This window comes from Shinella sp., from assembly GCF_052438155.1.
Classification (GTDB): domain Bacteria; phylum Pseudomonadota; class Alphaproteobacteria; order Rhizobiales; family Rhizobiaceae; genus Shinella.
The window spans coordinates 264,477-276,914 of record NZ_JBQVPI010000001.1 but is presented as its reverse complement, the minus strand read 5'-3'; the positions used below and the strand labels follow the sequence as shown (position 1 = coordinate 276,914).

General features: G+C 65.2%; 13 protein-coding genes. 7 read left to right on the top strand and 6 right to left on the bottom strand.

Translation table 11 applies throughout. From position 1 onward, the window contains the following. Positions 1 to 6: 6 nt before the first annotated feature. On the bottom strand, positions 7 to 1,287 hold the full coding sequence (locus ACT6VE_RS01275) for a hemolysin family protein (RefSeq protein WP_444796817.1): 1,281 nt from the start codon (positions 1,285 to 1,287) through the stop codon (positions 7 to 9). Positions 1,288 to 1,399: 112 nt separating this feature from the next. Further along, positions 1,400 to 2,272, bottom strand: coding sequence for a LysR substrate-binding domain-containing protein (locus ACT6VE_RS01270; protein ID WP_444796816.1), 873 nt, complete (start codon positions 2,270 to 2,272; stop codon positions 1,400 to 1,402). A 94-nt stretch (positions 2,273 to 2,366) separates the two neighbouring features. Between ACT6VE_RS01270 and ACT6VE_RS01265 the strand changes: the two genes are divergently transcribed. Continuing rightward, positions 2,367 to 2,759, top strand: coding sequence for a tautomerase family protein (locus ACT6VE_RS01265; RefSeq protein WP_444796815.1), 393 nt, complete (start codon positions 2,367 to 2,369; stop codon positions 2,757 to 2,759). A gap of 4 nt (positions 2,760 to 2,763) precedes the next feature. Here the strand turns inward: ACT6VE_RS01265 and ACT6VE_RS01260 are convergent, their stop codons facing one another. Next, a complete protein-coding gene (locus ACT6VE_RS01260) occupies positions 2,764 to 3,021 on the bottom strand; it encodes a hypothetical protein (protein WP_444796814.1) in 258 nt (85 codons plus the stop codon). 173 nt (positions 3,022 to 3,194) lie between these two features. On the opposite strand from ACT6VE_RS01260, the gene hemF reads away from it, so the two are divergent. The 3 genes from hemF to ACT6VE_RS01245 all read left to right on the top strand — a co-directional run bounded on the left by hemF (position 3,195) and on the right by ACT6VE_RS01245 (position 4,805). Next, the gene (gene hemF / locus ACT6VE_RS01255) at positions 3,195 to 4,106 is read left to right on the top strand and encodes an oxygen-dependent coproporphyrinogen oxidase (RefSeq protein WP_444796813.1); all 912 of its coding nucleotides are present in this window, start codon (positions 3,195 to 3,197) and stop codon (positions 4,104 to 4,106) included. Positions 4,107 to 4,201: 95 nt separating this feature from the next. After that, positions 4,202 to 4,453, top strand: a complete 252-nt coding sequence (locus ACT6VE_RS01250; protein ID WP_444796812.1) for a hypothetical protein — start codon at positions 4,202 to 4,204, stop codon at positions 4,451 to 4,453. A 160-nt stretch (positions 4,454 to 4,613) separates the two neighbouring features. Then, positions 4,614 to 4,805 carry a DUF1059 domain-containing protein gene (locus ACT6VE_RS01245; RefSeq protein ID WP_444796811.1) on the top strand — a complete coding sequence of 64 codons (192 nt, stop codon included), beginning with the start codon at positions 4,614 to 4,616 and terminating at the stop codon, positions 4,803 to 4,805. A gap of 157 nt (positions 4,806 to 4,962) precedes the next feature. Here the strand turns inward: ACT6VE_RS01245 and ACT6VE_RS01240 are convergent, their stop codons facing one another. The 3 genes from ACT6VE_RS01240 to ACT6VE_RS01230 are packed head-to-tail and all read right to left on the bottom strand — an operon-like array spanning position 4,963 to position 7,465. Beyond that, positions 4,963 to 6,222 carry a CCA tRNA nucleotidyltransferase gene (locus ACT6VE_RS01240; protein ID WP_444796810.1) on the bottom strand — a complete coding sequence of 420 codons (1,260 nt, stop codon included), beginning with the start codon at positions 6,220 to 6,222 and terminating at the stop codon, positions 4,963 to 4,965. After that, complete coding sequence (locus ACT6VE_RS01235) at positions 6,219 to 6,851, bottom strand: CoA pyrophosphatase (protein WP_444796809.1); 633 nt, start codon at positions 6,849 to 6,851, stop codon at positions 6,219 to 6,221. The genes ACT6VE_RS01240 and ACT6VE_RS01235 overlap by 4 nt, the downstream gene beginning before the upstream one ends. Continuing rightward, a complete protein-coding gene (locus ACT6VE_RS01230; RefSeq protein WP_444796808.1) occupies positions 6,848 to 7,465 on the bottom strand; it encodes a DUF1285 domain-containing protein in 618 nt (205 codons plus the stop codon). Before ACT6VE_RS01230 ends, ACT6VE_RS01235 begins: the two co-directional genes overlap by 4 nt. A gap of 216 nt (positions 7,466 to 7,681) precedes the next feature. On the opposite strand from ACT6VE_RS01230, the gene ACT6VE_RS01225 reads away from it, so the two are divergent. From ACT6VE_RS01225 to ACT6VE_RS01215, 3 genes are read left to right on the top strand one after another with little or no spacing between them, the layout of a single operon-like run. After that, positions 7,682 to 8,695 carry an AAA family ATPase gene (locus ACT6VE_RS01225; protein WP_444796807.1) on the top strand — a complete coding sequence of 338 codons (1,014 nt, stop codon included), beginning with the start codon at positions 7,682 to 7,684 and terminating at the stop codon, positions 8,693 to 8,695. Between the two features lie 14 nt (positions 8,696 to 8,709). Then, positions 8,710 to 9,630: a DUF58 domain-containing protein gene (locus ACT6VE_RS01220; protein WP_444796806.1), complete on the top strand. Its 921-nt coding sequence runs from the start codon at positions 8,710 to 8,712 to the stop codon at positions 9,628 to 9,630. Then, complete coding sequence (locus ACT6VE_RS01215; protein ID WP_444796805.1) at positions 9,627 to 12,437, top strand: DUF4159 domain-containing protein; 2,811 nt, start codon at positions 9,627 to 9,629, stop codon at positions 12,435 to 12,437. Before ACT6VE_RS01220 ends, ACT6VE_RS01215 begins: the two co-directional genes overlap by 4 nt. Position 12,438 lies beyond the last annotated feature (1 nt).

Genomic DNA, 12,438 nt, shown 5'->3' with positions numbered 1-12,438 from the left:
TTATTGTTAGTCCAGACGCGTGGCGAGCAGCTTGTCGACGCGGCGACCGTCCATGTCCACGACCTCGAAGCGCCAGCCCTGGGTTTCCGTGACTTCTCCGGTCTTCGGCAATTTCTGCAGCGATTCGATGACCAGGCCCGCAGCGGTCTGGTAGTTGCGGCGCGCGGGAAGGGAAAGTCCAAGGCGATCGGCCATTTCGTCGATCGGCATGGCGCCGGCGATCAGCCAGGAGCCATCCTCGCGCTGAACGGCATGGTCGTCGTCGCCTTCGTCGATATCGGCACGGAAGACGCCGGCAATCGCTTCCAGCACGTCGGCCGGCGTAATGACGCCTTCGAAGTGGCCGTATTCGTCATGGACCAGCATCATCGGCACTTCGGAATTGCGCAGCTTGTCGAGCACGCGCATCGCGTCCATCGAATCCGGCACGATCGGCGCTGCGCGAACGAAGGAGCGGATATCGAGCGGTTGGCCTGACAGCAGGGCCGACAGCAGCTCGCGCTTCTGAACGATGCCGACAATGGTTTCCGGGCCGCCGTCGGCAACCGGCAGACGGGAATGCTGGCTCTCGACGAGGTATTGGTGGATTTCCTCGACCGTATCGCCAAGGTCGATCCAGTCGACATCGTTGCGCGGTGTCATGAGGCCACGTGCCGCACGGTCGCTGAAGCGCATGACGCCCGCGATCATCAGCTTTTCGCCGCCCTCGATCACGCCGGCAGCTTCAGCCTCGGCGACGATCGTCTTGATCTCTTCGTCGGTGACGACGCTTTCGGCAATCTGATGCTGGCCGAGCAGGCGGAAGATCAGCCGCGTCGAGGCATCGAGGATCCAGACGGCCGGCGCGCCGACTTTCGACAGCAGCGACATGGCCGGCGCCACGAGTGCTGCAAAACGCTCCGGGTTGCGCAGCGCGATCTGCTTCGGCACCAGCTCGCCCACGACGACCGACAGATAGGTGATGAGGAAGATGACGATACCGTAGCCGAGCGGATCGGCCAGCCAGTCCGGCACACCCTCGGCAAAAAGGATGTCACGCAGGCGGCTACCAAGCGCCGCGCCGGAGAACGCACCGGCGAGAACGCCGATGAGCGTGATGCCGATCTGGACGGTGGAGAGGAACTTTCCGGGATGCTCCGCGAGTTTCAGCGCCGACGCAGCACCACGCGAGCCCTGGGCCGCCATGGTCTTGAGCCGGGCTTTACGCGCTGAAACGATGGAAAGTTCGGAAAGGGCAAACACCCCGTTGAGGAGGATAAGGAAGACGGCAATCGCGAGTTCGAACAAGGACTCTGAGCCGTGCTTTAGAACCGCAACGGCACCTTTCTGTTGATAATGATCGCTGTAGGATAGGGGTGCTGAGGGCCGGCGTCAATCGAACTTGCCAATCACGGTCGTATCAGGATGGCGTCACAAGCATTTCGAGCAGAATATCGCGCAACCGGGAAACCGGCGCCGCAGGCACGGCCTCCGCCGTATGCATCATCAGGTCGACGCTGCCGAGCGCCGGCAGCCCGGCCCGTTCGGGATCGAGCGACCGCAAATGCGGCGGCATGCCGGCCGTGGTGCGGATCGTCACGCCAAGCCCTGCCGTGACCGCCGCCCACAACCCGGCAAGGCCAGGACTGGCAAAAACCTGCCGCCATTCGCGCCCGGTGGACGACAGCGCCTCGACCGCCGCCGCACGGAACGAACAGGGCGGATCGAAAGCGATGAGCTGCACCGGCTCCTCGGACGGCACCTCGTAGTCGGCAGCAGCAATCCAGACGATCGGGTGCGTGGCGATATGTTGGCAATGCGCGCTGCGCTGCCCGCCCCAGGTGACGGCCATGTCGAGATCGCCGCGCTCCACCGCCGCCACCAGTTTGGCGCCGCGATCCACCCGCGCTTCCACCCTGAGCTTCGGATGCGCACGCGAAAACCGGCCGAGCACCGGCGGCAGCGAGGTCTCGGCAAAATCCTGCGGGATGCCGATCCGGAGCCAGCCGTCGAGCGCCCGGCTGGAGCCGAGCATCATCATCGCCTCGTCGTTGAGTTCCAGGATGCGCACCGCATAATCGTAAAGCGCCTCGCCGGCATCGGTGAGCGCCAGCCCCCTGCCCTGCTTGGTGAACAGCGTCTGGCCGCTGACATCCGCGAGCTTTTTCAGCTGCAGGCTGACGGCCGGCGGCGTGCGCCCCAGCGCCTCCGCCGCCTTGGCGAAGCTGCCGAACCGCACCCCGGTGACGAAAGTACGCAGCACGTCCATGTCGAAGTTTCGCGGCAAAACCATTCAGTTTTCCAAAACTATTTCTGCAACAATTCTCAATTTTAAAAATGATAGTCGCGCAATAGGCTCACCCCGTCAACAGAGACAGGAGACAACCATGCCCTTCCTTCACATCCGCATCGCCGGGCGAAACCTCACCGACAGCGAACGCCTGCACATCCAGGACGAGGCGACGCGTCTTGCCGTCACCCTGCTCGGCAAACGCGCCGAGGCCACCGCCGTCTTCGTCGAAGAAACGCCGGTTCCGAACTGGACCGTCGGCGCACGCCGGCTACCGGTGGCCGCCTATTTCGAAATTCTCATCAGCGAGGGAACCAATACGCCGGACGAAAAAGAACGCTTCATCCAGGCCGGATACGCTTTGCTGGAAGAAATTCTCGGGTCGCAACTCAATCCGGTGACCTATGTCGTCATCCGGGACATCGCGATGGAAAACTGGGGTTATGGCGGTCGCACGCAGGAAAGCCGCCGGATCGCCATGGCGGCATGAGCTGTCAGTCGGCGCTCGGCAGCCGGCGCATGGTGAACTCGATGCGATCGCCGTCCATGGCACGCCAGCTCTCCACTTCGGTCCAGTAGGCAGCCTTGGGCCAGAGGTCGAACCATTCGCGCGCCTTATCCCGCGCCGCCTGCCGCTCGAGGCAGAAGGTTTCGCGAACGAAGTGGCCTTCGCGCGCGGGGTTTTCGCGGCGGTGGCGTTCGATCTGGCGCCGGAGCCCTTCAAGAGGGGGCAGTCCGGGAACACGCGCCATGCAGATTTCCTCCTGGCAGCACATTCTATGGGGTAAAGATAAGCTGGAGTAGCCCGTTTTGCGAGTCCCTCCTTCCCCAGCCGATCGTCCCCTCGCGGTTGCAAAAAGGCGCAAAGTTAAGGAGTGTGACGAAAATGCGATTCGGCGGCGCAGCGCCGCCAGCAGGAAGCACCATGGAACGACCAGACCTGCCGAAAGGCCTGCCCGACAACATCGAAGCCAAGAAGGACGCCGCCCGCGCCTGGTTCGAGCAACTTCGCAATGCGATCTGCGCGAGCTTCGAGGCGCTTGAGGACGAGCTGGAAGGTCCGCTTTCCGACCAGCAGCCCGGCCGTTTCACCGCCAGGGACTGGCAGCGCGACAATGGCGAAGGTGGCGGCGGCCGCATGTCGATGATGGACGGTCGCGTCTTCGAAAAAGTCGGCGTGCACACCTCCACCGTCCATGGCGAGTTCTCGCCGGAATTCCGCAGTCAGATCCCCGGCGCGGAGGAAGACCCGCGCTTCTGGGCCTCCGGCATCTCGCTGATCGCCCATCCGGTGAACCCCAACGTGCCGGCCGTGCACATGAACACCCGCATGGTCGTCACCACCAGCCACTGGTTCGGCGGCGGAGCGGACCTGACGCCGGTGCTCGACCGTCGCCGCGTGATGGATGATCCCGATACCGCGCTTTTCCACAAGGCGATGGAAATCACCTGCAACCGCCATCCGGTCGCCGACCACGCCAGGTACAAGGACTGGTGCGACGAGTATTTCTTCCTGAAGCACCGCAACGAGCCACGCGGCACCGGCGGCATCTTTTACGACTGGCTGCATTCGCCGGAAGAACTCGGTGGCTGGGACGCCGACTTCGCCTTCACACAGGACGTCGGCCGCGCCTTCGCCATGGTCTATCCGCGGATCGTGCGCTCGAACTTCAACAAGGACTGGACGGAGGAGGACCGCGACGAACAGCTCGTGCGCCGTGGCCGCTATGTCGAATTCAACCTGCTCTACGATCGCGGCACGATCTTCGGCCTGAAGACCGGCGGCAATGTCGATTCCATCCTCTCCTCGCTGCCCCCCGTGGTGCGCTGGCCCTGAGACCGGGCTAGCTCTCTCACTCTCCGCCTTGTGATTATCGGCCCTACCGCTTTCGTGGTAGAGTGGTCCTGCATGATTCCACGAAGGAGGCAGTCATGAATTTCGCGGCACAGGATGCGGCGACAGCGGGCCTCGACCCGCAATCCGCCGATTTTCTCGATCGTTTTGCAGAAACCATGCGCGCCGAAAGCGGCATGGACCTACCGCATGCCTATTTCGTCGAGGAAGCCCGGCGGCGGCTTGCCGGCGGCACGGTCTATCACCTCGCCGACCATCACACGAAACCGGAACAATTCCAGTCGTCCGCCTGCTTCGACGCCTGGGCAAAAGGCGAAGACGCCGCCTGACGGCACATCCGGTCGGCTCGAATACTCCACCCCCTGGTGGAACCACGGGTCGCTCCACCCGTTTCCGACGACGGCTCTTTCAGCCGCAGGCCCGGTCGCGGTTTTGCCGATCGGGGCCGATCTGCTACACTGGTCCCATTGAAACGACAGGAGATAGGTCATGAGACTTTTTGAATGCGGTTCACTCGTCCCCGGATGCGACTGGCATACGCGGGCCAATGACGACGCCGAGGTCGTGCGCCGCGCCGTCGAGCACATGCGCACCGCCCACGGCGAAACGATGATCCGGGAAAGCACCGTCGATCACATCAAGGAACGCATCATCGACGAAAAGGCCGCCGACGCCGCTTGATGTCAATCATTTAGGGGCTCCCCCTCATCCGCCTGCCGGCACCTTCTCCCCGCCGGGGTTATGGGTAAAACCACCCGCGCATCTCGTCCCCTTCTCCCCTCGGGGAGATGGTGGCCCGAAGGGTCGGATGAGGGGGAACGCCGCAGCTTTAGAAACGTCAGCCTACTTTCGCGAGGGCTTCCAGCCGGGCAAGCAGCTTTGCCCGGCCGTCATTGAAATTACCCGCCACCCACGCGTCTTCGATCGCACCCAATATCGCACCGACCTTCGGCCCGGCGGCGACACCGGCGGCCAGCACATCCGCGCCGGTAAGCGGGAACGACGGTTTCTGCCATTTCTCCACCTTGGCAAGCAGGCGCTGGCACAGGCCGGCGAAGGCAAGAGCCTCGGTATCGCCAAGGCCTTTGGCTCTCGCCGAGGAAAGCGCCAGTTTCAGCCGCATGGCCAGGCCCACCGGACCGTTGCGATAGAGCAGGCGCTCGAACGCTGTTTCCGCGAGTTTCGGCGCAATTTCCGGCGCGGAGGCCCAGTAATCGAGGATGGCGGCCTCCGCCTTCGATAGCCGCAGCCGCTCGGCAAGCGTCTTCAGCCGCTCGCGATCCGGTGGCACGATGGCGGCGAGCCGCAGCAACGCTTCCGGCTTCCAGCCGAACGCCTTTTCCGCGTCGACCAAAGCAGGGATCGCATCAATGCCCCACTTTTCGGTTTCCGGCAGGATTTCGGTGAGCACGCCGGCCTGCCGCATCCAGAGCAGTGCCCGGCCCGGATCGGGAGCTGCCAGCAGCTTCCTCGTCTCGGACCAGACCCGCTCCGCCGAAAGTTTTCCGAGACTGCCCTTCGCCCGCGCGCAGGCCTTCAAGCCTTCCGCATCCGGACGGCCGCTGCCGTAAAGCGCGAAGAAGCGGAAGAAGCGCAGGATGCGCAGATGATCCTCCGCAATGCGCGTTCCGGCATCGCCGATGAAACGCACCGTGCGGCTTTCGATATCCGGCAGTCCGTTAATGAGATCGATGACGGTGCCATCCGCCGTGGCGTAGAGCGCATTGATCGTCAGATCCCGCCGCTCGGCGTCCATCTGCCAGTCGGTGCCGAAGGCAACCTCCGCCCGGCGGCCGTCCGTCGCGACGTCGCGGCGCAGTGTCGTCACTTCGAAGGGATTTCCATCGATGACGAGCGTCACCGTGCCGTGCTCGATGCCCGTCGGCACGGCCTTGATGCCGGCGGCCTTCGCCCGCTCGACGACCGTTTCGGGCCTGAGCGTGGTGGCGATATCCACATCGGCGACCGGCAGGCCCATCAGGCTGTTGCGCACGGCGCCGCCCGCGACCCGTCCCTCGCCGCCGTCGCTGTTCAGCAGCGCCAGCACGCGCACGAGCGCCGGATCGGAAAACCACGCCTCGCCCGAAACAGACGTCATGCATAAAGCCTTTCATAGATCACCCGCACGATGCCGGCGGTGATGCCCCAGATGTTATGCCCCTCATAGGGCATGCGATAATAGTGCCGCTCGGATCCGAGCCAGACGCCGCTGCCCCGCTCGTGATTGCGCGGGTCCATGAGGAAGGACAGCGGCACGTCGAAAACCGTCTCCACCTCAACCGGGTTCGGGATCAGTTCAAAACCCGGCTGCACCACCGCGAGCACGGGCGTGATGGAAAAGCCGGACAGTGCCTTGTACTGCGGCAGACGGCCGACCGGCTCGACGAAGCGTCGGTCGAGACTGATCTCCTCCTCCGCCTCGCGCATCGCCGCCGTCTCGACGTCCGCGTCCTCGTCATCCACTGCCCCGCCCGGAAAGGCAATCTGGCCGGAATGCTTGCGCATGGTCGCGGTGCGCTGCGTGAAGATCACGCGCGCCTCCTCACCATCATCGACGACCGGGATGAGCACGGCCGCATCGCGAAGCGTCATGCCTTCTATATGGGGAATGACCGAAGGGTTGAGCAGGCTGTCGCCATGCTCGCGCCAGGCCTCGTCGCCGAGCGTCAGCGCCTGTGCGATAGCCCGGCGACGGAATTCTGCAGCACTATAGGGTGGAAAACTCATCGGGACAGTGCATCCAGCTCGGCAGCCGGCATGACCGGGAAAACCATGCCGCCGGAGCGCACCGCAAACATCTCCACACCATTGATCTCGATGGTTTCGCCAAGATCGACCAGTTCATACATCATCGCCCGCGAAACCAACGCCTCCAGCCGGCCGCGCACAAGAAGATAGGGTTTCAGCTCGTTGTTTTCGCCCGCGATGACGAAGCGCAGCGGATGCTCAGGCCCTGCCTCCACCACATCGCCGACATTGGTGCGGAAGGTCAGCGTCTGCGCACTACCTTCCCCGCTCGCATTCATCTCGACCGCCAGGAACGGCGCGTCGACGATGCGGATGCCGACGCGCTCGACCGGCGTCACCAGATAGGTCTTGCCATCCTCGTCCTTGCGCAGCACCGTCGAAAACAGCCGTACCAGCGGTGCGCGGCCGATCGGCGTGCCCATATAGAACCAGGTGCCGTCGGCGCGGATTTCCATGTCGATATCGCCGCAGAACGGCGGATTCCAGCGCTCGACCGGCGGCAGTCCGCGCCCGCCGGTTTCAGCGGCTGCCCGCGATATCAAGGCGGCCAGTCCCGCCGCATCGGTGCTTTCGCGAATTTCGCCCGTTGCCATTGTTCCGTCCCGGTTGAACCCTATCTCCGCGAGAGGCCTTTGTTTTTTCATGAGGCCCTGCTTTTCAAGAAGAAAGGGTGGATACAGCCTTTTCTCACGAGATAGTCATTTCGTGGCCGCTTGTCAGCCACGGGTGAGCTAATAAGCTTTCTATGTAGAGCGCGGATGCGGCACGGCCACGATTCGCCAAGAGTTAAACCGGTACTGGAGATGACCATGGGCGTTCAGAATTCCCCCGAGGCAGGCCTGGACGAAAAAGCGGTGATCGCGGCTGCCGAACGCGCACTCTCCGATATCGCCATCATCCGCAACGAAGTCGCCAAGGTCATCTTCGGTCAGGAAAGCGTGGTCGAGCAGACCATGCTCGCCGTGCTCTCCGGCGGCCATGCGCTGCTCGTCGGCGTGCCGGGCCTTGCCAAGACCAAGCTGGTCGCCACGCTGGGCACCGTGCTTGGGCTATCCGCAAGCCGCATCCAGTTCACGCCCGACCTCATGCCCTCCGATATTCTCGGCTCCGAGGTGATGGACCAGGACGAAAACGGCAAGCGTTCCTTCCGCTTCGTGCCCGGCCCGATCTTCACCCAGCTCCTGATGGCCGACGAGATCAACCGCGCCTCGCCGCGCACCCAGTCCGCCCTCCTTCAGGCCATGCAGGAATATCACGTAACGGTCGCCGGCAAGACCAACGACCTGCCGAAGCCGTTCCACGTGCTTGCCACCCAGAATCCGCTGGAGCAGGAAGGTACCTATCCGCTGCCGGAAGCCCAGCTCGACCGCTTCCTTTTGCAGGTCGATGTCGACTATCCGGAGCTTGCCGCCGAGCGGCAGATCCTGCTGGAAACCACCGGCGTCCATGAGGCACATGCAAGTGCTGCGATTTCCGCCGAACGCCTCGTCGAAATCCAGACCCTCATCCGCCAGATGCCGGTGAGCGAAAAGGTGCTCGACGCGATCCTGTCGCTCGTGCGCTCCGCCCGCCCCGGCAATGGTGTCAAGGACACCGACAAACATGTCGCCTGGGGCCCCGGCCCGCGCGCCGGCCAGGCGCTGATGCTCTGCACCCGCGCCCGTGCGCTCTATGAAGGCCGTCTGGCACCCTCCGTCGATGATGTGCTGGCGCTCGCCGAACCCGTTCTGCAACACCGCATGGCGCTCACCTTCGGCGCCCGCGCGGAAGGCATGTCGGTGCGTGACGTCATCGCAAGCCTCGTCCGGCAGGCGGGCGGCTGAGCGGAGAAAAGCGTATGGCGTCCGTCGGCCAGATCGTCCAACCGACCTCGACCCGCGAGGTGCTCTCGCGGGCACAGGCGCGTGCGGCCCTCATTCCCGACTGCATGGTGGAGGCGCAGCGCCTCGCCAACACGGTGATTGCCGGCTGGCACGGCCGCCGCAAGCGCGGCATTGGCGAGAATTTCTGGCAGTTCCGCCCCTATGTCGACGGCGAAAGCCTGTCGCGCATCGACTGGCGCCGCTCCGCCCGCGACGACCACACCTATGTGCGCGATCGCGAATGGGAAGCCGCGCACACCGTCTGGATCTGGGCCGATCTCTCGCCCTCGATGATGTACAAGTCGACCTTCGGCGCCGTCTCGAAGGAAAGCCGCGCATTGGTCCTCATGCTGGCGCTCGCCGAAATCCTCGCCCGCTCCGGCGAGCGCATCGGCTGCCCCGGCATCATGGAGCCGATCGCCGCGCGCAACGCCGCCGAACGCCTCGCCACCGCCCTCATGCACAATGGCACCACCGGCGGCCTGCCGGATACCAGCATGATCCGTGGCAACAGCGATATCGTGCTGATCGGCGATTTTCTCGATCCGGTCGAAGACGTAATGGACCGGCTCGGGCCGCTGGCCCGTCGGGGCCTGCGCGGCCACGTCGTCGAGGTCGCCGATCCGGCGGAGGAAACCTTCCCCTATAGCGGGCGTACCGAGTTCACCGACCCGGAAAGTGGCCTGAAGCTTACCGCCGGCCGCGCCGAGACACTGAAGGACGACTATACCCGCGCCTATATCGCGCGCCGCGAAAACCTTGCCGACAGCCTGCGCCATCTCGGCTGGAGTTTCGTGACGCACCGCACCGACAGGCTCGCCTCCGAAGCCCTCGTTTCGGTCCATATGTACCTTTCCGGCATGCCGGCGATGAAGACGGAAGGCCGTGGCCGATGAGCGCGTTTGCCTTTGCCTTTCCCGCCGTCCTGGCCACGCTCGTGCTGCTGCCGGTCATCTGGTGGCTGCTGCGCCTGACGCCGCCGAAGCCACTCACCGAGGTCTTCCCACCCTTCGCCATCCTCGCCTCGATCATGAAGCGCGAGGAAACACCAGCGCAGAGCCCCTGGTGGCTGACCCTGCTGCGCATGCTGATGGCTGCCGCCGTCATCTTCGCCATCGCCGATCCGGTGTTCAACCCGCGCACCAACACGCTGGCGTCGAGCGGTCCGCTGGCGCTTGTCATCGACAACAGCTGGGCATCCGCCGCCGACTGGCAGCGCCGCATCGACACGGCCTCCACGCTGATCGACGATGCCGAAAGCCGCGATGTGCCGATTGCGCTCGTGCTCACCGCCGACCGCCAGCATGATGCCGTGCCGGTCGACGCCGCAACCGCCCGCACGCGCCTTGCCGCCGCCGAGGCCCGGCCCCTACCGGCAGACCGCGCGGCCGCCGTCGCGTCGCTGCGCACCGCGCTGGACGGCACCGCACCCGGCACGATCGCCTTCATCAGCGATGGCATCGCGGGCGGCGAGACCGACGATACGGTCGGCGCGCTTCAAGCGCTCTCGCCCGCCGAGTTCCGCATGATCCAGAGCGACGGCGCCTCCGCCGTCGCCATCACCAATGCGACGAACGGCGCCGACGCCCTCTCCGTCACGCTGACCCGCCTCGATGGCGGCCCGGCACGCAGCCTGCCGCTCACCGCCCACGATTCCCGCGGCCGGCCGATCGCATCCGGCACGGCGGATTTTGCGGCCGGTAGCACGACCACGACGGGCACGATCACCGCCCCCTTCGAACTGCGCAACGATTTCGCCCGCATCACCATCGATGGTCTCGCCAATGCCGGCGGCACCTACCTGCTCGACGACGGATTCCGCCGCCGCCGCGTCGCCTTCCTCTCCGGCGAGGTGGTGGATGCGAGCCAGCCGCTGCTCTCGCCGCTGCACTATATCAACCGGGCACTGGCGCCCTATGCCGACCTGATCGAGCCGAGCGTCGCCGACCTTTCCGTCGCCGTGCCCGAACTTCTCGAACAGAATCCGTCCGTGCTGATCATGGCCGATATCGGTCGCCTGCCGGAAGACGTGCAGAGTGCGGTTCAGCGCTGGGTCGAAGCCGGCGGCATGCTGATCCGCTTTGCCGGCCCGCGCCTTGCCGCGGCACCCGCCGATGATCCGCTCGTGCCGGTGCTCCTGCGCAAGGGCGAACGCGCGCTTGGCGGCGCGCTTTCCTGGTCCGAGCCGCAACCGCTCGCGGCCTATCCGCAAAACAGCCCGTTCTTCGGCATGCGCGCGCCGGAAAACATCCTCATCAAGCGCCAGGTGCTTGCCGAGCCGACGCCGGATCTCGCCGAGCGCACCTGGGCCGGCCTTGCCGACGGCACGCCGCTGGTGACGACCGGCCCGCTCGGCTCCGGCCGCATCGTACTCTTCCATATCAGCGCGGAAACCGGCTGGTCCAACCTGCCACTCTCAGGCGATTTCGTGGAAATGCTCCGCCGCACCGTGCAGCTCTCGCGCGGCGGCGGTGTTTCCACCAGCGATGGCGAACAGAGCCAGGGCCTGCCGCCCTACCGCCTGATGACCGCGAACGGCACGCTCGCCGCCGCAACCGGCGAGGCAAAGCCGCTCGCCAGCGGCGATGGCACGCGCAAGATCGCCAGCTTCGACAACCCACCCGGCCTCTACGGAACGGAAGACGGCTATGTCGCCCATAACCTTTTCCCGCCGGGCCATGAAATCCGACCGCTCGCAGTGGCCGAGGGCGCCGCGATCTCACGTGAACCGCTCGCCGGCAGGGAGACCTGGTCGCTGAAACCGCATCTCTTCACACTGGCGGCCCTGCTGCTCATCGCCGACTGCGCCATCGTGCTGTTCATCGGCGGTGCCTTCGCCGCCGCCGCCCGCGGCATGCCGAAGCGTGGTGCGACCGCCGCCGTGCTGCTGGCGCTCTTCGCCGGCGCGCTTGTGGCGCTGCCATCGGAAAGCCGCGCGGACGACGCAAAACCCGGCGACGAGACGATCCTGTCCCGGCTCGACACGACGCACATCGCCTATGTCGTCACCGGCGAGAGCGAGGTCGACAATATCTCCGAGCGCGGCCTTGCCGGCCTGACGGAGTTCCTCACCTATCGCACCACGCTGGAGCCCGGCCAGCCGGTTGGCGTCGACATCTCCAAGGACGAACTCGCGCTCTACCCGATCATCTACTGGCCGGTGAGCGCGACCGCCGCCATGCCGTCCAGCGCCGCGATCAGCCGCATCGACGCCTATATGCGCAGCGGCGGCACCGTTCTCTTCGATACGCGCGACCAGTTCGTCTCGCTCAATGACACGGCGACGAGCCCGAACACCGAGCGGCTTCAGGCGATCCTCGCCAGTCTCGACATTCCGCCGCTGGAACCCGTGCCGGCCGATCACGTGCTGACCAAGGCGTTCTATCTGCTCGCAAATTTCCCCGGTCGCTATGCCGGAAGCCCGCTGTGGGTCGAGGCGGAGCTTGACCGCGCGGAAGATCCGTCGCGCCCCGCGCGCGCCGGCGATGGCGTCTCGCCGATCATGATCACCGGCAACGACTTTGCCGGCGCCTGGGCGGTCGATGCGAACGGCATGGCGCTCTTGCCGACCGTGCCGCCGGACGAAGTGCAGCGCGACCACGCCTTCCGCGCCGGCGTCAACATCATGATGTACATGCTCACCGGCAACTACAAGGCGGACCAGGTGCACGTGCCCGCTCTCCTCGAACGGCTGGGGCAATGAC